We start from the raw sequence: 22,575 nt of genomic DNA, 5'->3' as shown, positions 1-22,575 counted from the left end.
TGTTTATCATTAAAATATAATAATAGGGATTTGGGATTAGGTGACCGAGGTTAGTACAATCGTTCTATAATGGACCTGTGTTCTTTCCTTTGAGCTTCTTGTTTAAGATAATTAGATCTCATTCGTATAATTTGTATTATATCTGTGCGCTTTCGGCAAGGTGTCCGATATGAAAATGGATGATGTGCCTCTAAAAGTGAAACTGATCCTATACATAGGGTTCAGTGTTCTCATAGTAATGGCTGCTACTACAGCTATCATTATTTCTACCAGCACATCCCAGCATGAGGAACTTGCATATAAGAAATCCATAGAGAAAGCAAGCAATTATGCGAACCAGTTCAATTCGGATATGCAAGCGAATATGGCCATTGCAAGGACAATTGCAAGCACGCTGACCGTTTACAATTCTTCTGACAGGGATGAGGTTAATGATATTCTAAGGGAAGTGCTCGTCGATAATCCCAACCTTATCGGTACATATACGGGGTTCGAACCCAATGCGTTCGACGGGAGGGATGCTGAATTTGCAGGTACTGAAGGATATGATTCCACAGGCCGTCTTGTACCTTACTGGAACAAGATCGGCGGTACCATGTTCGTGGAACCCCTTATTGACTATGAGTCATCAGATTACTATCAATTGCCAAAACAACTTGAGCAGGAAGTACTGACAGAACCCTACCTGTATCAGGGTGAGCTTATTGTGAGCTATGTATCCCCGATAATGAGGGAGGATGAGTTCGTTGGTATCGGCGGTGTTGATGTATCGCTCAACTATATTGATGAGATCGTTTCCAATGTTACTGCTTTTGAGACCGGTTATGCTTTTACTACAAGCAATACCGGTATACTGTTATCCCATCCTGTGCACAAGGAGTGGATCGGGACACAGACCCTTAATGATTTTGACGACCCTGAAATAACACGTATGGCTGAGGATATACTTGTTGGACAGGGAGGCCATATTGAGACCATTGATCCGACCACAGGAGAGAATGCGATCATATTCTATGAGCCGGTCCGTACAGGCAATTATTCTTTTATTCTGGTGATCCCGGAAGAAGAGATGCTTGCGGATGTTACAGCCCTGCGTAATGAACTGATCATCATCTCATCGCTTGCACTTATCTTCATGGCAGGAGCAGCCTATCTGGTCGCGATATCCATAACCCGTCCTATCAATGACATCGTTTCCAACTTTGGAGATATCTCGGATTCTGCCCTGAAAGGTGATCTGGGCAGGAGGGCCGAGACTGAGGTGGAAGTGGACCTCAGAAAGATACCTTCGGGGCTGAATGAGATCCTTGACTCGCTACAGACCTATTCAGATGAGCTTGAAAAAGCCAATGAGGAACTCAAATCACTGGACCAGATGAAGGATGTCTTCCTGTCAAATGTCAGTCATGAGCTAAGGACACCGCTTACCAGCATTAAAGGCTATACCCAGAATGTGTATGATGAGTCCCTGGGAGATGTCAACGACCAACAAAAGACATCACTTGGAACTGTGATACGCAATGCCGACAGGCTCAGACGCCTGGTAGATTCCCTCCTTTACATAAGCAAGGCACAGGCAGAGGTCATTGAATACAACTTCAAGGAGTGTCAGATGGCGGAAATAATGAACAACACCATTATGGATACTATCATGCTCGTTGAAGCGAACGATCTCCATATCGAAAAGAAAATACCTTCTGATCTTCCGACCATTGAAGCCGATAAAACCCGCCTGGTCGATATGCTTAACAACCTAGTCGATAATGCCATCAAGTTCACCCCCCCGGGTGGCATTATCACCCTCGGAGTCTACGAGGAAGAAAGATACCTGCACCTGACCGTCCATGACACAGGCATCGGTATTCCCAAAGAACTCATTCCGAACCTGTTCAGGAAGTTCTACCAGATCGATTCATCCATCAGAAGAAAATACGGTGGAACAGGCCTAGGCCTGTACATTTGTAAGAAGATCGTTGATGCTCACTCGGGTGAGATATGGATCGAGAGCGAAACCGATCAGGGAACCACGGTTCACATAAGGCTTCCAAAGTCGAGGAATGGCGGGGAAGCTAGTGGAAACATGGAAGTTAGCGGAAGTGTAGAAATTAATGGAAACGAGGAATAAGATCCCTCTTTTAGAACATTTTGCTGTGAGAGAACTCTGTGCAGACCTCCATGTTTCATTTATCTGGAATTTTCAAATATGGCGAGTAATCTGTTTTCGAGATTGGGATATACAAATTGGCAATAAACTTTTATATAAATAACCTAATCCCATACCGTTATGTTCTAGAAAACATAACGGATTGTTATGATCGATATGAGGGATCTTATGGAAAAGAATCATCTGATTATGGTTATTGCGGCAGTGGTCCTGATTGCTGCTGCTATGTTGGTAATACCGTCCTCTCAGACAGAGACGAATACTGAGATCACGGTTTCGGCTGGGGCGGGTATGACCGAGAGTTTCACAGAGATCGAACAGGAATTTGAAGCACAGCATCCTGATGTTGATGTAAATCTTAATTTTGCAGGTTCCGGCTCCCTCCGCATGCAGATAGAAGCTGGCGCTCCCATCGATGTTTTTGCTTCGGCTTCCCAGAAACACATGGATATACTTGAATCAGAACAATTGATCGATGCTGATACAAGACATGATTTTGCTGAGAATTCCCTTGTGATGATAGTTCCGAGATCCGGTGGAAATAAGATAATGTCTCTTGAAGACCTTACGGATGGATCTGTCACAAAAATAGCAATTGGAGACCCGGAAGTCGCACCTGTAGGAAGATATGCAAAAGGTGCACTTGAGGAGGCTTCTTTGTGGGATGATGTCAGTGAAAAGCTAATTTATGCGGAAACTGTGAAGCAGGTGCTGGTCTATGTTGAGAACGGAGACGTGGACGCAGGTTTTGTCTATATGACCGATGCAATGTCCTCTGACATGGATGAGATCGACGTTGTCGCTCAGATCCCGGTAACTACCAGCATAATCTTTCCTATTGCAATCGTTTCTTCTTCAGCTGAAAAACAAGCTTCCCGGGAATTTATAGATTATGTACTCTCAGATGAAGGAAAAGATATATTCGTTAAATATGGTTATACCGTAACGGATGAGAATTAATGCTTGAAGATGCCTGGATCCCCCTGCTGATAACTCTCAAAGTGGCAGTTCTGTCCACCGCTTTTGTAGCTGTGCTTGGTATTTTGATTTCCTATGCACTTGCAAGACGGGAGTTCAGGGGGAAATGGCTCGCTGATATTATTGTAACTCTTCCTCTTGTACTGCCACCGACGGTTACCGGTTATCTGCTTGTGTTTTTGCTGGGTAAGAACGGAATAATAGGTCAGACGATCTTTGAACTGACGGGATGGTCACTGCTTTTCACATGGCATGCTGCGGTGATAGCGGCTTTTGTGGTATCGCTTCCTCTTATGGTGAAAACAACGGCTTCAGCAATAAGTGCGGTTGATCGTGAACTGGAGTATGCGGCCTATACACTTGGACACAGTGAGCTTGAGACAATGCTCTTTGTGACCCTTCCCCTTGCCAAGAAAGGCATACTTGCAGGCATCGTGTTAAGTTTTGCAAGGGCTGTCGGCGAGTTCGGTGCCACTCTTATGGTTGCGGGAAACATCCCCGGAAAAACGAACACAATGTCGCTGTCTATCTATACTGCATTCCAGTCAGGCAATGATGCACTGGCAAATATTCTTGTCATTACTCTTGTTGTTGTTTCGCTGCTGTCCATGGCACTGACTGCAAGGTTTGTAGATCGCTGGAGCGTGTGAGGTGGTCAAATGGGTGTAAAGGTAAGTGTGACAAAGGAATACAGGTCCCGAAATAAAAAGGGCAGCAGTGAGGATGTCTTCTCGCTGGATGCTACTTTTGAAACGGGGGATGAACTGGTGGTCCTTTTTGGCCGTTCCGGTTCCGGCAAGACCACGACACTTCGATGCATCGCAGGGCTGGAAACTCCTGAGAGTGGTAGCATCGTTGTTAATGACCAGACATATTTCGACAGCAGTTCAGGTGTCAACCTCCAGCCACAGTACAGGCGCCCGGGTTATGTTTTCCAGAACTATGCTCTTTTCCCGCATATGGATGTGAGGAAGAATATCATCTATGGTCTTAAGGGATGGGATAAGGAGAAGAAGGAGGAACGGATGTTCGAGATGCTTCGCCTTTTGCACATCGAGGGACTGGAGGACAGGTATCCTTCACAGTTGTCAGGTGGTCAGAAACAGAGAGTTGCCCTTGCACGTGCCCTTGCACCCAATCCTGGGATACTCCTACTGGATGAACCGTTCTCAGCACTTGATATGGTCGTCAGGATGCGTCTGAGGGAGAGAATAAAAGCAATTCAGAATGAGCTTGGGATCCCGGTTCTTTTCATCACTCACAGCCCGGAGGAAGCATTTTCGCTTGCAGACAGGGTGATAGTTCTTCATAATGGCAAAGTTCACCAGACAGGCAGTCCGAGGGATGTTTTCTATTCTCCTGTTGACAGGAATGTGGCCGAGCTTGTGGGCGTCAGCAATATCTTTGATAATGGGAAAGTGGTTGAGAGATCTCCTGTGGGAACTGTAGTTGAAGGCAGAGGTCTGCAATTCATAACAAGTTCCAGTGTGGATGCATCTGAAAATGTGTCCTGTGGGATCCGACCGGAAAATGTGCACCTGAAACCCTATGATGAGAATTTGCTTTCGGGCAATGGCAACGTTTTTGCAGGCAATGTCATTAATGTTACTGATAAGGGAAGCAGTAAAATAATGGCGGTCGAACTTGATGGTAGCGATTTTATATTGCTTTCTGAGGTTCCGACACGTTTGTCAGGGGAGATCGATTTTTCACGCGTGATCGTGGAGATATCTCCGGATGATGTGCTGGTTTTTGAGTGAATGGTCTGAAATAAGAGTATTTGCGGTTTTTTTTCAAAAAACAAAAAAACAAAAAGAAAAGTACGTCCCCTGCATCAATACTTCAATGCAAAGTACATACTTCCCATTGCTACCAGCGTTGCCAGAAGACTGATGATCCCACCTACAAATGGCAGTTCTGTCAGGATCAGCAATAGGAGGAGGCCGACTGCAAGTACAGTCCACTGATTATATTCGAATCCTGCTTTTCTGAACGTTACCTCTCCGAGCCACATTGCAGTGTATATCTTTGCGATTAGAAGGACGATGAAAAGCAGCAATAGCAGGAAGAGTGCAATTGGGATGCCGATAACGGTTATTAACAGGACGGCTGATCCTATGATCGAAGCTACCAGTATAAGGAGTCCCACGGCGATGTTCTTGAAAGTTTCTTCCTGTATGTCCTTTACGATCTCTTCGGTCTTTTCCGGGAAGACCAGGATGAGTATTACACCGAGAGCGAACAGGAAGAGATAATACGCGATCTTACCGATAAAGGATATCACTTTTAGCACGCCTTCGCCATCGAACCTGTCTTCGCGTTGTTCTGTCCTTTCAGGCTTTATTTCTTCCCCGACAATACCGGCCGGGATCGAGATCTCTTTGGAGCTACTGTATTCCAGGTCACCTTTTATGCTGGAATCAGGCTGGATCGTCAGATCAGTTGCATCCAGTATTGCATCTCCTTCGACATTACCGAAGAACACCAGATCACCTGCTGATACATCCAGCAGGCCTCCGAAGTTTCCTGCAAGATCTGCATCGCCACTTCTTATGGTCGTGTCACCGCCAATGGTTGCGGTCTCATTTGTGGACACTGTTCCGGCAGTTACCAGAAGATCGTCACCGATATGACCACTAAGTTCGAAATTACCACATGCAACCCTGACATCATCACCGATCTCGCCGGTAATGATCACATCACCTGCAGCAACAATGAGATCTCCGGAAACGTTTCCGTAGATCTGGACTGTGCCGCCTGTGGCCACGACATCCCCCAGTACAGTGCCACTTACTATTAGTGTATCACCTGCAAGGTAAACATCGTCTTCAACTATATCGTCGATGATCACCGTTTCCCCGGCGTCGAACATCAATGCTGCGCTTGCATTGCCTGCGAATAAGAGCAGTAGCAGTATAGGTAAAAGCCATAAAGTTCGATCAATTTTCATAGTAACCCCACCTGAATATTGTATATATATTACTGGGGGTTTCTTGCTATTAAGGTTTACTTAAAAATCTTCAATTGTAGGGTCCAATTCAGAGAATTCTAAAAGGATTAGAATAAGGACAAAATAATTATAATTTAAGAAAAGGCTATCAGTGTCTCAGTTATGATGCATTTACATATCACGGCCTGGCGGGATATGTGACCGTGATATGCAAGTTCAGATGTTCCCCCACTTCGAAAACCTGAAAAGTCCCCAGACCTTTCAGATGAATCTAAGGTCAAGAGAAACGGCAAACTCTTGACCTCGTATAATATATATTAAATTTTGTCCTATAAAAGTGTATGCAAAATAGTTGTACTTTAATGATGAAGAGGTCATATTATTGTACACATAAGCACATTGCCACAATCCTTTACTTTATATATAATTAAATCACACCATAGTATGGCGTGGGTTTACTTCTGCAACTTATAAGTGCTGCAGTCAGTTACTTTTATATAGCAGTTTTGTGAATCCATACACAGTTAACGCCGTTAACAAGTTGAAGGAACCAGCAAAAGTGGTTCAGGTATAGCAGACCGATCGATTGGGGTTCGAAATTGTTTTTACAGTTTTGCATATCCCGAAACGAGCAGGTGGTAACAGAATGGATGAACAAATCAACAAAAAATATCTCGCCAACAAAATATTCGAAACCCAGTTCGCACTGGAGGATCTCAGGCAGATAGTAAGGCAGGCTTTACCTACGGGTATGAGCGATGAGCAGTCTGCACACTTTTCTGAGATCGTGTCGGGTCTTGGCGGCCTTATCGAGGAGATAGGCGCAAAAGACGGCCAAACACACCCTGTCAGTATTGTGGGCGACCTTATGTGCCGAACAAGGGAAGAGGAGTTCATAAACATACAGCCCATTCAGGCCGGTGGAAGACTGACCCCGGAAGCCCGCAAAGCTGTCATAGCTTATGGGGACGGTTACTCAACCTGTGACAACTGCCGAAAACCCTTCAGGCTCGATAAGATCGAAAAACCTTCGATCGCAGAATTCCACACAGAGCTCGCAGAGTTCGTTGGAATGGACCAGGCACGAGTAGTTCCTGGCGCCAGGAGAGGTTTCCAGGCCGTTGCTTCAACCCTTGTTGAAAAGGGTGACACGGTGGTCGTATCTGCATTTGCACATTATACGGAATTCCTCGCTGTGGAAGGCGCAGGAGGAGTTGTAAGAGAAGCTCCTGTGAACGAGGAAAATGTACTCACAGCCGAATCTGTGGCACACAAGATCGATGAAGTGAAAAAAGAGACCGGTAAATTACCGTCCCTTATCATGATCGACCATTTCGACTATCTGTTCTGTAATGAACACGATATTTATGGTATCGGTAAAGTGGCACAGGAATATGGCATTCCATTCCTGTACAACGGGGCATATACAGTGGGCATCATGCCGGTTGATGGAAAGAAGCTCGGTGCGGACTTCGTAGTAGGTTCCGGGCACAAGAGCATGGCCTCTGTAGCTCCTTCGGGAGTGCTGGCAACCACGGAAGAATGGTCTGACAAGATATTCAGGACCACCCAGATGGTCGGTGATGTCACCGGAAGGAAGTTCGGTATCAAGGAGGTAGAGTTCCTTGGGTGCACACTGATGGGAGCTCCATTGCTGTCAATGATGGCATCGTTCCCATATGTGAAAGAAAGGACAAAGCACTGGGATGAGGAAGTCAGGAAATCCAACTATTTCCTCAACGAGTTCCTGAGGATCGAAGGAAATGAAGTGCTGAGCGAGTTCCCGAGAAAGCATGCTCTTTCCAAGGTGGATACCACCAACAGCTTCGACAAAGTAGCAAAGACGCACAAACGCAGGGGATATTTCTTCAGTGACGAACTGAAGAAACGCGGTATCGCAGGTGAGTTCCCCGGTGCTACAAGAAGCTGGAAACTGAGCACATACGGACTCTCGTGGGACCAGATACACTATCTCTCGGATGCATTCCTTGAGATCGCTGAAAAATACGAACTTAATATCAACTGAGGTACAATTATGACTGACAAAACTTATGGATTAGACACATTAGCATTACACGCAGGACATGAGCCTGACCCGACAGGATCACGCGCAGTCCCTATTTACCAGACCGCTGCCTATCTTTTCAAAGATGCAGATCACGCAGCGAACCTTTTCGCGCTGAAGGAATTCGGCAACATCTACACACGCCTGATGAACCCGACGACCGGTGTCCTGGAAGAAAGGGTAGCTGCCATCGAAGGCGGTACAGGTGCACTTGGTGTAGCTTCAGGCATGGCTGCCATTTCCTTAACGGTCCTGGCTGTCACACAGCTTGGTGATGAGATAGTCTCTGCCAACAATCTCTATGGTGGCACATACCAGCTCTTCAACCACACCCTTCCAAAATTCGGCAGGAAGGTGCACTTTGTGGATTCCACAAAACCAGAAGAGTTCGAGAAGGCGATCACCGAAAAGACACGTGCCATCTATGTAGAGATAATCGGAAATCCAAAACTTGATGTTCCGGACCTTGAAAAGATAGCAAAGATAGCACACGATGCCGGCGTTCCTCTAATTGTGGACAACACCGTGGGTGTGGGTATCACAAAGCCGATAGATTATGGTGCAGACATTGTCGTGATATCTGCAACCAAGTTCTTAGGAGGTCACGGTACTTCCATAGGCGGCATAATCGTGGATTCCGGGAATTTCAAATGGGACAATGGAAAGTTCCCTGAGTTCACAGAACCCGACCCCAGCTATCATGGCCTGAAGTTCTGGGAATCCTTCGGTGACATTCCCGGAATGGGAAATCTTGCTTTCATACTCAGAGTTCGCACACAACATCTGCGTGACCTTGGTCCGGCAATGAGCCCATTCAATGCATTCCAGTTCATACAGGGTGTTGAAACACTTCCTTTAAGGGTACAAAGACACGGTGAGAATGCGCTAAAGGTAGCAAAACACCTTGCATCCCATCCGCTGGTCGAATGGGTGAACTACCCCGGTCTTGAGGACCATCCATCCCATGAACTGGCAGGCAAGTACCTTGAAGGAAGCTATGGTGCTATCCTTGGATTCGGTGTCAAGGGCGGACTGGAAGCAGGCAGGAAGTTCATCGAGAACGTAGAACTGCTCTCACATCTGGCTAACATCGGTGATGCAAAGACACTCGTTGTTCATCCTGCATCTACAACACATCAGCAACTCACAAAGGAAGAGCGTGAGCAGACCGGTGTAACCGATGATTTCATCAGGATGTCCGTGGGCCTTGAGAATGCAGAAGACATTATTGCTGACATCGATCAGGCTTTAGAGAGGTCTCAGCAGTGAGCGAGAGGTCCGTAGGTATTGTTGGAACTAACTATCATACAATTAAAGGTGAGTTCCTCTTAGAAGGTGGGCAGACCCTGAAGGATATCAGGGTCGCCTATGAGACCTATGGGAACCTGAATAAGGACAAAAGTAATGCCATCCTTGTCTGCCACGCCCTGACCGGTGATGCACATGCTGCAGGGAGGCATAGCCCGAATGACCGCAAACCCGGCTGGTGGGAGGATGTCATCGGACCGGGCAAGGCCCTCGATACTGACAGGTATTTCGTTATATGCTCAAATGTACTGGGTGGCTGTAAAGGCACTACTGGTCCTGCATCACTGGATCCTGGTACAGGAAAGCCGTATGATATCACTTTTCCGGTGATAACTATCGGCGATATGGTGAACGTCCAGAAAAAGCTGATAGACCATCTCGGCATCAAGGTTCTCCTTGCAGTAGTAGGCGGTTCCATGGGTGGCATGCAGACCCTCCAGTGGACAGTTGCTTACCCGGATCTTGTGAGAAAAGCGGTTGTTATCGCTTCCACAGCAGTCTCATCACCGCAGCAGATAGCTTTCAATGAGGTTGGCAGGAATGCCATAGTCTCCGATCCCGACTGGGATGAAGGTGACTATTATTCCGGAAATCCTCCTGTGCATGGGTTAGCCACAGCCAGAATGATAGCTCACATCACATATCTTAGCGATGATTCCATGCATGATAAGTTCGGCAGGAAACTGCAGCAGGGTGAGAATTACAAGTTCGATATGTCAAATGATTTCCAGGTCGAAAGCTACCTGAAATATCAGGGAGAAGCATTTACCGAAAGGTTCGATGCCAATTCCTATCTCTATGTGACAAAGGCAGTCGATTATTTCGACCTTTCAAAGAACGGTTCCCTTGCAGAAGGCTTGGAGGACATTCAGGCAAAGATACTGTTGATCTCCATAACCTCGGACTGGCTTTACCCTCCATACCAGTCAAAGAAGGTAGTGGAAGCTCTTCTATTCAATGACCACGATGTAAGCTACAGGGAGATCGAGTCCAGCTACGGCCATGATGCATTCCTGCTCGAGAGCGGCCACATCAACTATGTGATCCACAATTTCCTGACACACACATCCGTTGGTGATGTCATGACCGAAGCGGTTGCGACCATCAGGGAAGGTGTTAGCATAGAAACAGCTGCAAAGGTAATGTTCGAGCAAGGTCTGACACACCTGCCGGTGGTCAATGAGAAAGGCTGTCTTGCCGGTATCGTCACGTCCTGGGATATCTCAAAAGCGGTTGCACTAAAATCCATTAAGCTGGATGACATCATGACAAAAGAAGTACTTGTGGCAATGCCTGATGAGCCCATCGTTGCCGCTGCAAAGCGCATGGAAAGACATAGCATCTCCGCTTTGCCTGTGGTCGATGGGAAGAAAAGGCTTGTGGGAATTATTGATCGCGAGGATATCAGCCGATTGATCGGTTGATAGCTTTTTACTTTTTAGTTTTTTACAGATATTTCATCTACTAAAGTATGAATAAAAAAAAGAAGAAGAATGAATAAAAAATGAAATTCATCCCATCTCTTTTTCCGTTTCCAGAACCTTCAATGAGATCTTCATCACAGAATCCGGATTCAACGAGATCGAGTCAACGCCTTCTCTCACAAGGAACTCGGCAAATTCGGGGAAATCACTGGGTGCCTGGCCACAAATTCCACTGTGCTTTCCATTCCTCTTTGCTCCCTGGACTGCCATGGAAACCATTTTCTTCACCGCTTCATCCCTTTCATCAAAGGACGAGGCAAGTATCTCGGAATCCCTGTCAACACCAAGGATCAGCTGGGTAAGGTCATTGGAGCCGATGGAAAAGCCATCGAAGTATTTGCTGAACTCATCTATCAGCAGCACATTGCTTGGTATCTCACACATGACATATACCTGCAGGCCGTTCTGTCCCCTTACCAGACCGTTCTTTTTCATTTCAGCAATCACTTTTTCTGCTTCTTCTATACGCCTGCAGAAAGGTATCATAAGGATGAGGTTCGTAAGTCCCATCTCGTCCCTGACATTCTTCATGGCCTTGCACTCAAGTGCAAATCCTTCTCTGTAGCGTTCATCATAATAGCGTGATGCTCCCCTGAAACCTATCATGGGATTGCTCTCTTCGAACTCGAAGTATTCCCCCCCGATCAGGCTTGCATACTCGTTCGATTTAAAATCGCTCATACGCACCACCACAGGTTTCGGATAGAAAGAAGCTACAATGGTCGCCACTCCCTGGGAAAGTTTTTCCACGAAATAGTCTTCCTTGCTTTTGTATCCGGAGGTGAGTTTCTCAATTTCCTCAAGCACACTTTCGTCCTTTACTTTTTCAGGATGGATCAGTGCCATGGGGTGGACTTTGATGTAACTCGTGATGATGAACTCAAGTCTTGCAAGTCCGATACCATCGTTAGGTATCATTGAAAGGGCAAAGGCTTCTTCCGGATTCCCTAGGTTCATCATCATCTCGGTCTTTGTCTTTCCAAAACCCTTGAGGTCAACCGTCTCTATATGGAAAGGCAATATGCCGTCGTAGACCCTGCCGATATCACCTTCAGCACAGCTGACCGTAACATCCATTCCATTCCTTAGTTTTTCAGTAGCATCCTGTGCACCCACGACAGCCGGAACTCCCAGTTCACGGCTGACGATAGCTGCATGGCATGTCCTTCCACCTTTATTAGTGATAATGGCAGCTGCACGCTTCATAATAGGTTCCCAGTCAGGAGTTGTCGTATCAGCTACCAGTATCTCTCCCTGTTTGAACGAAGACAGTTTTGACACATCATCGATCACATGTACCTTACCAGCTGCGATCTTGTCACCTACACTTCTGGCAGTGACGAAAACAAGGGATCTCTCATCAAGGAAATAGGTCTCAAGGATGTCTTTCCTTTTTCTGGATTGCACGGTCTCAGGTCTTGCCTGAACAATAAACAGCTCACCGGTGTTACCGTCCTTTGCCCACTCGATATCCATGGGCACGGCCTTTCCCTTCTTTATAGAATAGTGGTCCTCGATGGTAGCTGCATATTTTGCAAGCAGGAGGATCTCGTCATCGTTGATGCAGAATTTCCTCCTGTCTGCAAGGGGAACTTCAACATTACGGGTAAGTATGCGTGAATCCCCACGTCCGTATATCATCTTTATCTCTTTGTTACCCGGCTTTTTCTTGATAATTGGCCTGTAACCTTCTTTTAAGGTGGGCTTAAAAACATAGAACTCATCCGGATTGACAAGTCCCTGTACGATGTTCTCTCCAAGACCGTAAGATCCTGTTATAAAGACGACATCCTCGAATCCGGATTCGGTGTCAATGGTGAAGATAACTCCGCTGGATGCAAGGTCTGAGCGTACCATCTTCATGACACCTATTGACAGGCCGACCTTGAAGTGATCGAATTTGTGGTGCACACGGTAGGATATTGCCCTGTCCGTGAAAAGTGAGGCAAAGCACCGGTTGCATGCATCTTTCAGGGAGTGGTAGCCGTGTACGTTGAGATATGTTTCCTGCTGTCCTGCAAATGAAGCATCAGGAAGATCCTCTGCTGTTGCAGAACTGCGAACTGCTACGTCGGTCTCAGGTCCGTACTCTTCGCTCAGTTTATCGTAAGCCTCTTTGATCTCGTTCCAGAGATCATCCGGTATCCCTGCATCGAGTACTATGCTCCTTGCTTTTTTCCCTCTCTCAGCAAGGTCACTGACATCTGATGTATCCAGTCCCTCCAGGCTATCCTTGAGTTTCTCAAGCACACCTGCAGATTCCAGGACGTGCCAGTAAGCATCCGCTGTAACCGCAAAACCGTTTGGTATTTTGATATCTTTCTCTGTCAGTTCCCGGTACATCTCACCGAGTGAGGCATTTTTACCTCCGACCGAAGGTATGTCCTCTATACGTATCTCTTCGAACCATCGAATGTATTTGCTATCTCCCATGATTAACCCCCGGTTATGAGAATGAATTATTCTTTTAATGTAAATATGATTAATTTTTAAGGGTATTAGACTTTTTGGAGAAAAGGGAAGAGTTGATGGAAGTTATGAGGACTGATCAAAATGATCTAAAAAGAGGAGGCATGGTCAAAAAGCTGATCACTTTTTGTAACCATGCAATTGCTATTCTTATTTCACTCTGTTAAGACCACGATCTTCAAAGTTCCGCTTTGTGGTGGCAAACTCGCTGTTACCATTGGTCCGTAGTAAGCTTCTATCCTTGTTCCCTCTGTAAGGTCTTCAATGGTAAATTCATTCCCGTTGCTGTCTGTGATGGTCGTTGCCTGACCTGTTATCAGATAGATGTCGCATGGATAACCTTCACCAATATCGCTGTCATCCAGATCCAGAAGCAGGACTGTGTTTTCACTCCATATTTCAGTTCCAAGGATCGTTGCGATCGTCTTAACAGGCTGTGGAGCGGTTTGAACATTCTCATCAAGTACAACAATGCTAACAGCTGCACTTTGTGGTGGCAGGCTTCTTGTTGTCATTGGTCCATAGTTTGCTTCAATTCTTGTTCCTTCAGTAAGGTCTTCAATAGTAAGTTGATTCCCGTTACTATCTGTGATAGTTGTTTCCTGTCCGATCATCAGATATAGGTCGCATGGGTAGCCTTCTCCAATATCACACTCATCCTGGTCAAGAAGTAGAACTGTCGTTCCGTCCCATGAGTCGATACCTATGATGGTAGCTACCGTCTTTATTGGTTGTAGTATGTTGCTCTCATCGATACCATCATTGTCGATCAATATTTCTTCATTGGTGGTGTCGTCAGCGCTCAGGATAATTGCGCCGGAGGCTATTGTCGAAAGTACGACAAGTATTAGTAACGGAAGTGAAGCGTTTTTTGTTTTCATAATATCACCTGATGTATAAACATATTGGTTATAACATACACCAAAATCAACATGTTCGCCCACTTTGAAAGGATAACTATGTCGGATAAATCATGTAAAAAGTATTGTATACATTAACTTATTTTTCTTGAGTGTACGTTTTCACCTAGAACCTACATTCTTATAATATCATATAAGGATGCCTTTAGCTACGGAAAAATTCGAAGTCATGTGGTGAAAAGAAAAGGAAATACTGTTTTTTCTTCATAGCGTTGTAGGTGGAGATATTTTTAAAAAGATAATAGCTTGCAATAACAATCCTATGATCATACATAACATTGCCATTAATTATACCCCCAACTTTCTATGCGGGGCTTAGTTCACGCCTAAAGCCTTATCAAAATATCTTTGGGATTCTTTTTGATTGTCCTCATCATAACTCACATATGACAAAAGCATAAAGACATCCTTTATATCAACTATCAAATTGCCACAGCTTTTTTCTGTTCCAGTAAATGTCTTACTTTCTTCCTCCAATAATTCAACATTGCCAAGGAAAGACGCATACAATTCCACAGCCTCTTGCTCATCCATTTGTCCAACATCAACAATATGAGCAAACAATGATTTCTTCTGTTCTGCAAAAGCCTTCGCAATTTCCACACCCTTATCACAAGGGGCAATTGCTATTTTATCAGGATACTCTTTATTCTGAATCCAGAATGGGAACATTTCCACCGTGACACCGCTCTTCTCCCTCACATTTTTACACTTCTCACATCCCTCTGGACATTCAAAATAGTCCAAAAGTTTCATTACATCTTCTTTATATTCTCTAAATTCGTTCTCAACATACATCCTTTTCACCTTTCCGAATTTCAATTTTATTCATTTTGTGCTCCTTTTAGTTAAATAAAGTACTGTTATTAATTAGCATTACCATATTTCCAACCTCTCCCTCACATGAGCATTGAGAGCAACCGGCTTGTCACTCTTAGCATTCTGCCTATTGCTGCAACTTAATTCAATGCATCAAGCTTGAAATGGACATGTAGTGCACAAATAGGCTGCATCTGTACTTTGTGGAAGCTTGAGTTACATTACTGATTCAATTTCCAAAAAAAGTATTAATACTTTTAAGTGCCTCTTTTAAATATAAAATAAATTCTGCGTGTAGATTTTTTATTATTTGGTGGTGTGGATAATGAAAATTAAACAAAGTATACTGATTTGTTTTGGAATATCCTTGATATTACTAATGATGTCTGCGGGAACTGCTGTAGCAATTTTGACGAGTCCAGACAAAATTGTTCTGACTCAGGAAAACGATACAAATACTGTGGGTACCGAGCACACTGTTACGGCAACAGTGGATGATGCAGATGGTTTTATTGTGGGAGCGACAGTGACTTTCAATGTCACCTCGGGTCCACATATCGGGGTGAATGGCACCGATACAACAGATGCTAATGGAAATGCAACGTTCACCTACACCGGAACGGCACCGGGTACTGATACAATCAAGGCAACGCATATCGATCCCACGTACGGCGAATGCAATGACACCATCGTGAAAACGTGGACTGCAGTTCACAATATAGATTCTGGAAAGAACTTTTCCACAATACAAGCTGCTATCGATGATTCTGGAACATTTGATGGACACACGATTGTTGTGGATAAAGGAATTTATACAGAAAATGTGGACGTGAACAAGGAGTTAACGATAATCTCAGAATCTGGAAATCCGGATGATACCCATGTTCAGGCTAATAATTCAAGTGTTCATGTCTTCAATGTTACTGCTGACCGGGTGACCATCAGCGGGTTTGATATAAAAGGTGCTATAGCCCCTGGTAAGGCAGGCATCTATCTGGACAATTCCAGCAACAGCACGCTGACCAGCAACACGGTGGCGAGTCACAACGATTACGGCATCTATCTGAAAAATTCCGAATACAACAACCTGACCAGCAACACGGTGGGGGATAACTACGTGTATGGTATCTATCTGAAAGATTCCGACTACAACAACCTGACCAGCAACACGGCGTCGAACAACTATCGCGGCATAGAACTGTATTCTTCCAGCAACAACACGCTGACCAACAACACGGCGTCGAACAACGTTGGCTCCTTCGGTGCCGGCATCTATCTGGAACATTCCAGCAACTACAACAACCTGACCAGCAACACGGCGACGGGCAATGACGACTACGGCATTTAGCTGTATGAATCCAGCAACTACAACAACCTGACCGACAACACGGCGTCGGGCAACTATTTCGCTGGCATCACTCTGGAAGTTTCCGACTACAACACTGCGACCAATAACACAGCGTTGTACAACAGCTACGCCGGCATCGAGCTGTATGGTTCCAGCGACTACAACAACCTGACCAGCAACACGGCGTCGAACAATAACTTCGGCATCATAGTTGAATATTCCAGCAACAACAACCTGACCAGTAACACAGCGTCGAACAATAACTTGAACGGCATCGATCTGTATTTTTCCAGCAACAACAACCTGACCAGCAACACGGCGTCGAACAATACCGACCACGGCATCTATCTGGATTGGTCCGGCAACAACGACCTAACCAGCAACACAGCGTCGAACAATACTGACCACGGCATCTATCTTGAGGGTCCCAGCAACAATAACATCATCTACAACAATTATTTCAACAACACCCACAATGCGTATGATGCTGGAACTAACAAATGGAACATCACAAAAACAGCAGGTACAAACATCATTGGAGGAGACTATCTGGGTGGAAACTACTGGTCAAATTATACTGGTGTAGATACCGATGGAGATGGACTTGGTAATACCTTGCTTCCATACAACTCTTCAGGCGGCATAACTAGTGGAGGAGATTATCTGCCGCTTACAACAATGGCAATCCCAACTGTTCACAATATAGATTCTAGCAAGGGATTTTTTACAATACAAGCTGCTATCGATGATTCTGGAACATTTGATGGACACACGATTGTTGTGGATAAAGGAATTTATACAGAAAATGTGGACGTGAACAAGGAGTTAACGATAATCTCAGAATCTGGAAATCCGGATGATACCCATGTTCAGGCTAATAATTCAAGTGTTCATGTCTTTAACGTGACCAGAAATAATGTGACAATCAGTGGATTCAATGTTACAGGCGCCACAAATACTAGCGGAATATTCCTTGATGGAATTCTAAACAACACTATCAGCAACAATAACTTATCGAACAACGACTACGGCATCCATCTGAATTCTTCCAGCAACAACACGCTGACCAACAACACGGCGTCGAACAATACCGGCCACGGCATCCGTCTAACATCTTCCAGCTATAACAACCTGACCGACAACACGGCGTCGAACAACACTTGGAGCGGTATCAATCTGGGTGCTTCCCGTTTCACTGGCCCTTCCAACAACAACATACTGACCGACAATACGGCGTCGAACAACAATATCGGAATCATGTTAAGTGTTTCCAGCTATAACAAACTGATCAGCAACACGGCGACGGACAATACCGACCACGGCATCTATCTGGTTGGTAAGGTGAGAGGTCCTGGCAGTGGCCCTTCCAACTACAACATACTGACCGACAACACGGCGTTGAACAATAGCTATGGCATCTGGCTTTATTATTCCAGCTATAACAACCTGACCAGCAACACGGCGACGGACAATACCGGTGATGGCATCTATCTGGAGTATTCCAGCAACAACAACCTGACCAACAACACGGCGATGGACAATATACAATACGGTATACATCTGGTTGGTGAAATAAGTCCGAGTCCTGGCAGTGGCCCTTCCAGCTACAACATACTAACCGACAACACGGCGTCGAGCAACGACTACGGCATCCGTCTGAATTCTTCCAACTATAACAACCTGACCAGCAACACGGCGACGGACAATACCGGTGATGGCATCAGTCTAAGATCTTCCAGCTACAACATACTGACCGACAACACGGCGACGGACAATACCGGCGACGGTATCAATCTGAATGCTTACCGTTTCATTGTCATCGGCGTGATTAAGTCCAACAACAATATACTGACCGACAATACGGCGTCGAACAATAACTACGGCATCCGTCTAACATCTTCCAGCAACAACACGCTGACCAGCAACACGGCGTCGAACAACACTTGGAGCGGTATCACGCTGGGTGCTTCCCGTCGCACTGGCCATTCCAACAACAACATACTGACCGACAATACGGCGTTGAACAATACCGACCACGGCATCTATCTGAGTGTTTCCAGCAACAACACGCTGACCAACAACACGGCGACGGACAATACACAACACGGTATATATCTGGATGGTCGTCCGAAGGGTTCTATCACTGGCCGTTCCAGCTACAACATACTGACCGACAACATGGTGTCGAATAACGGGAATGGCATCTGGCTTTATTATTCCAGCTATAACAACCTGACCAGCAACACGGCGACGGACAATACCGGCGATGGCATCTATCTGGAGTATTCCAGCAACAACAAGCTGACCAACAACACGGCGATGGACAATACACAATACGGTATACATCTGGTTGGTGAAATAAGTCCGAGTCCTGTCAGTGGTCCTTCCAGCTACAACATACTAACCGACAACACGGCGATGGACAACAATATCGGCATCCGTTTGTATAATTCCACCTCCAACACCATCTACAACAACCATTTCAACAACACAAACAACACTGAATTTGCAGGCACCAATACCGGAAACATCTGGAACATCACCAAAACAGCAGGTCTGAACATCATAGGCGGACCTTATCTTGGTGGAAACTACTGGGCATATCCGAATGGTACGGGCTTCAGTCAGGTTAATGCAGATGCGAATGGCGATGGGTTCTGTGATTCACCTGAAAATGAATACGTTTTTGATGGGAATACTGACTATCTGCCACTCACAGATCCAAACTGGGCACCTGTTGCAGATGCCAATGGTCCCTATGTTGGTGATGAGGGTTCATCCATAACCTTTGATGGAAGCAATTCCACCGATCCCGATGGAGATACTCTCACTTACAGATGGGATTTCAATAATGATGGAATATGGGATACTGGATGGTCAGACATCCCAACTGCAAACAACACATGGAATGATGACTGGAGTGGTGTGGTTAAACTGGAAGTCAATGACAGTAAAATAGCTACTAACGATACAGCCATTGTTACAGTCAACAATGTTGCACCAAACATAACCCTTACTGTGCAGCCAACTGAACCAATTGAAGTTGGTACTGAAGTGATTTTAAATGCCACATTCACTGATCCAGGTTCTCTGGATACTCATAACTATACCATTGACTGGGGTGACGGAACCGAATCAGCTACTTTGACCTTGGGTGTCCGTGCTGTGGATGCAAACCACACATATGCAGCCGCTGGCCTGTATAATGTCACATTAACTGTTGAGGATGACGAACTCGATAGTGACACCAAATTCAAGTATGTGATCGTATACGATTCGGATGGTGGATCTGTAGCCGGTAAAGGAAGTTTTGATTCACTTGCAGGTGCATATATGGATGAATCTCTTAAGGGTGTGGCCACATTCGACTTCAATTCAGAGTATAAGAAAAGTAAACTGAGGGGTGAGACTCAGTTTGAATTTGAGAGTCTAAAATTCCAGTCAGAGAGCTATTACTGGATGGTGGTTGAAGGTCACAAAGCTACCTGTAGAGGAAATGGTATGGTAAACGGTGAGGATGACTATGAGTTCCTGGTATCGGTAATTGATGATGATGACGACCTGTTCAGGATAAAGATCTGGAATGCAACAACTGTCATCTACGACAATAATATTGGTATCGATGGAGACTATGCAGATCCGATAACGGAGGTAGAGAAAGGTAGAATCCAGATCAAGACATAATCGTCTGGAAATGAGAACAATTCGCACATGCTTCCGGTAATTGAGCCGGGAGTTGTGCATTCTTTTTTTTAAGCCAGAGTTGCCTGATAGCTGCAGGACTTTATGGTCAAGTATACTATTTTGTAGTTAAAGATAGTTTATAGTTAAAGCCAAGAGAAAAACCAGATGGGGATGGAGAGATTCGAACACCTTTCACTCAGCCCCAGTTCTCCAACCTCTCCCTCACATGAGCATTGAGGGTAAACGTTTTGTCACTTCTGACATTCTGCTTCATATAATGCAACGTACCTTTAGAAAATCCCATCTTCTTCCATTCAGTATAAGGCATCTCAATGATCTTCTTCCTCAACAGGTCAGTGTCATCCCTTTCACCCACATAAACAGGCTTGCAGAACTCAACAGCTTTTCTCTTCCCAACAAGATGATGGCTAAGCTCCCTTGTCTTGAGCAACAGTACAGAACTCCAGGAACTGTTCTTTTTCCTGTACTCAACCTTTCCATTCATCATAGTATTGAATTCCTCAGTAACCTTTCTCGCTCCTGTCGGTTTAAGCCTCAACGAGAAGCTCTCAGTCCTGATAAAATCCTTGTTATCCACTGTTCCCTTCTCAATTAGGTTCATAACAGCAAGATCCACAATGAATCTGAATGGTTCCTGCAAATCATAAGCGAGACTGTACTTGCTCTGGTTCATCTCATGAAGGAAACCAACATGAACATCAAGACCAACTGAATTAATGGCTCTCAGGCACTCGGCTTCTAGCAATGCATAGCCATAATTGAGCATTACATTGGTTTTATCACCAGCTCCTGTTGCTCTTCTGTATTGGTCTATCCTTGATCTAAAATCATATTTCTCAGGAACGGCTTTGGCATACTCATTCCAGTATTTCCAGGCAACTCCACCTTCAACACCAAGTATCTCCCTTATGGATTTGGCTTTCTCAAGTCTGGCTTTATCATCAGTGAAATCATACTCAATGTCAGGATACCTTTGCTGCAGATAATCAAGAACAGATTCTGATTTTGAGAACTTAGCCTCAATGAACTTCTTGGCAAACTCAATCCTTGTATCCTGATCTTCATAGGCATGGTACTGAGCAAACTTTGTCTTTACGTTTGTACTCTCAGGAGGAAGCATTGTTGTCAACAGTTTTCCATCCCAATTGAGAATTGTGATCTGTACATTGTGCTTGATTAACCACCTGATAGCCTCAAAGCTCAGTGATCCGCTCCGACCATACACAACAATACTATCAATATCCACCCTTTTTGGATAGAAAACATACTTTTGCGGTTCTTCAGTGGTTGAAAATCTCCCATCCCTGATATGGAGTTTAGCAGCATCAACCCTCATGTTAATTCCATGACCGTTTAGAAGTAGCATTTTCATTGTAGATAACCTTCCATTAGTTCAAATGATCAGCTAAGCTAATGCATCAATTTTCGATACCATTTTTTTTTTTGAATCTTACAGATAATTAGCTGAAGAATCTGATAGAAACGTACATATATGACATGTACTTTTTAGTATATATAACTTTTGTATAAAATGTGCTTACTGATTGCGTTTTATGAAATAAAAAAAAAGAGTATTTTACGGATAATGACTTATAAAAAAAATGGGCCGTAAGTATAATCTTCGGATATAGAGGTAATATTCGAGAAGTTTAGGGAGTTGCCTTCACACAACTTCCTTAAATAAATTAAATAGAGGGATAGGCCTTACTAATACGAATAGTTAAAGTAATTTCGGGAGTTGCCTTTTCCCGTTTTCCCTATATCCCCGCATAGCAAGTCGGGGATATAGGTAATAGCAAAAAACACTACGCTTTTGTAAAATTTTCACACAACCCTTTTTTTATAGTTTTGAAGATGGAAATAAAAAAGCTACGTTTTTTCTTTTTTGTCACTTACCATCAAGTCACCTACTAACAGCAAGTACGATTATGTATTTAATTTACCAAATGTAATATGTTTACTATACATTGTCAAATTATGATGCATAATTTGTGCGTATAAATGGGAGTACAAATTGGTTTAGGGGGTATCATTCTGGTCTCGATTTCCGAAATCACCGTCACAGAAATTCTGATAATCTTATCTCTGATCTTCTTCTTGTACGCTTTTGTCTATCCCAAGTCCCAGCTCAAGAAGATTAAGATGCAAAGGCTTTCCATGATCAAACGGATGGAGCGCATGTGGGGCACAAAGGTTCTTACCATGATACACAGGAAAGAAGCAGTTTCCATGTTAGGTGTTCCTGTCTACCAGTACATAGATGTTGAGGATGCTGAACAGGTACTTCGAGCCATCAGGGAGACCGGTGACCGGCCCATAGATATTATCATGCACACACCCGGAGGTCAAATGCATGCCAGCATAC

15 protein-coding genes are annotated in these 22,575 nt (G+C 44.7%); 10 read left to right on the top strand and 5 right to left on the bottom strand.

What is annotated here, in order from left to right; genetic code table 11:
- Positions 1–169 precede the first annotated feature (169 nt).
- From BMX02_RS05455 to BMX02_RS05440, 4 genes are all read left to right on the top strand, one after another.
- Positions 170–2,125 carry a sensor histidine kinase gene (locus BMX02_RS05455; protein WP_244625170.1) on the top strand — a complete coding sequence of 652 codons (1,956 nt, stop codon included), beginning with the start codon at positions 170–172 and terminating at the stop codon, positions 2,123–2,125.
- A gap of 186 nt (positions 2,126–2,311) precedes the next feature.
- Positions 2,312–3,124: a molybdate ABC transporter substrate-binding protein gene (modA, locus tag BMX02_RS05450; RefSeq protein WP_244625172.1), complete on the top strand. Its 813-nt coding sequence runs from the start codon at positions 2,312–2,314 to the stop codon at positions 3,122–3,124.
- Positions 3,124–3,792, top strand: a complete 669-nt coding sequence (modB, locus tag BMX02_RS05445; RefSeq protein ID WP_091689700.1) for a molybdate ABC transporter permease subunit — start codon at positions 3,124–3,126, stop codon at positions 3,790–3,792. The genes modA and modB overlap by 1 nt, the downstream gene beginning before the upstream one ends.
- A gap of 9 nt (positions 3,793–3,801) precedes the next feature.
- Positions 3,802–4,902, top strand: coding sequence for an ABC transporter ATP-binding protein (locus tag BMX02_RS05440; protein WP_091689699.1), 1,101 nt, complete (start codon positions 3,802–3,804; stop codon positions 4,900–4,902).
- Positions 4,903–4,976: 74 nt separating this feature from the next.
- On the opposite strand, the gene BMX02_RS05435 is transcribed toward BMX02_RS05440, so the two are convergent.
- Positions 4,977–6,092 carry a DUF8173 domain-containing protein gene (locus tag BMX02_RS05435; protein ID WP_091689698.1) on the bottom strand — a complete coding sequence of 372 codons (1,116 nt, stop codon included), beginning with the start codon at positions 6,090–6,092 and terminating at the stop codon, positions 4,977–4,979.
- Between the two features lie 646 nt (positions 6,093–6,738).
- On the opposite strand from BMX02_RS05435, the gene pscS reads away from it, so the two are divergent.
- Genes pscS through metX form a run of 3 tightly spaced genes read left to right on the top strand, consistent with a single transcriptional unit; the run spans position 6,739 to position 10,889 of the window.
- Positions 6,739–8,118: an O-phospho-L-seryl-tRNA:Cys-tRNA synthase gene (gene pscS / locus BMX02_RS05430; protein ID WP_091689697.1), complete on the top strand. Its 1,380-nt coding sequence runs from the start codon at positions 6,739–6,741 to the stop codon at positions 8,116–8,118.
- A 9-nt stretch (positions 8,119–8,127) separates the two neighbouring features.
- Positions 8,128–9,426 carry an O-acetylhomoserine aminocarboxypropyltransferase/cysteine synthase family protein gene (locus BMX02_RS05425; protein WP_091689696.1) on the top strand — a complete coding sequence of 433 codons (1,299 nt, stop codon included), beginning with the start codon at positions 8,128–8,130 and terminating at the stop codon, positions 9,424–9,426.
- A complete protein-coding gene (metX, locus tag BMX02_RS05420) occupies positions 9,423–10,889 on the top strand; it encodes a homoserine O-acetyltransferase MetX (RefSeq protein WP_091689695.1) in 1,467 nt (488 codons plus the stop codon). Before BMX02_RS05425 ends, metX begins: the two co-directional genes overlap by 4 nt.
- Before the next feature lie 87 nt (positions 10,890–10,976).
- On the opposite strand, the gene ppsA is transcribed toward metX, so the two are convergent.
- The 3 genes from ppsA to BMX02_RS05405 all read right to left on the bottom strand — a co-directional run bounded on the left by ppsA (position 10,977) and on the right by BMX02_RS05405 (position 15,136).
- Positions 10,977–13,382: a phosphoenolpyruvate synthase gene (gene ppsA, locus BMX02_RS05415; protein ID WP_091689694.1), complete on the bottom strand. Its 2,406-nt coding sequence runs from the start codon at positions 13,380–13,382 to the stop codon at positions 10,977–10,979.
- A gap of 191 nt (positions 13,383–13,573) precedes the next feature.
- Positions 13,574–14,299 carry a hypothetical protein gene (locus tag BMX02_RS05410; protein WP_091689693.1) on the bottom strand — a complete coding sequence of 242 codons (726 nt, stop codon included), beginning with the start codon at positions 14,297–14,299 and terminating at the stop codon, positions 13,574–13,576.
- Between the two features lie 354 nt (positions 14,300–14,653).
- The gene (locus tag BMX02_RS05405) at positions 14,654–15,136 is read right to left on the bottom strand and encodes a hypothetical protein (RefSeq protein WP_091689692.1); all 483 of its coding nucleotides are present in this window, start codon (positions 15,134–15,136) and stop codon (positions 14,654–14,656) included.
- Positions 15,137–15,482: 346 nt separating this feature from the next.
- On the opposite strand from BMX02_RS05405, the gene BMX02_RS05400 reads away from it, so the two are divergent.
- Together BMX02_RS05400 and BMX02_RS05395 are read left to right on the top strand one after the other, a co-directional pair.
- Entirely contained in the window at positions 15,483–16,505 is a 1,023-nt protein-coding gene (locus tag BMX02_RS05400) for a NosD domain-containing protein (protein ID WP_091689691.1), read from the top strand.
- Positions 16,506–20,189 (top strand): right-handed parallel beta-helix repeat-containing protein, encoded by a 3,684-nt coding sequence (locus BMX02_RS05395; RefSeq protein WP_280176524.1) that lies wholly within the window; start codon positions 16,506–16,508, stop codon positions 20,187–20,189.
- A gap of 196 nt (positions 20,190–20,385) precedes the next feature.
- Here BMX02_RS05395 and cas1 read toward each other — a convergent pair whose 3' ends face one another.
- A complete protein-coding gene (gene cas1, locus BMX02_RS05390) occupies positions 20,386–21,582 on the bottom strand; it encodes a CRISPR-associated endonuclease Cas1 (protein WP_091689689.1) in 1,197 nt (398 codons plus the stop codon).
- 725 nt (positions 21,583–22,307) lie between these two features.
- On the opposite strand from cas1, the gene BMX02_RS05385 reads away from it, so the two are divergent.
- Positions 22,308–22,575 (top strand): SDH family Clp fold serine proteinase (locus BMX02_RS05385; protein ID WP_449288725.1); only part of this gene is annotated, 268 nt, incomplete at its 3' end.

The sequence above is a fragment of the Methanococcoides vulcani genome (genome assembly GCF_900111645.1).
Taxonomy (GTDB): domain Archaea; phylum Halobacteriota; class Methanosarcinia; order Methanosarcinales; family Methanosarcinaceae; genus Methanococcoides; species Methanococcoides vulcani.
The sequence above is the reverse complement of the archived record's forward strand: the minus strand, read 5'-3'. Positions and strand labels throughout refer to the sequence as shown.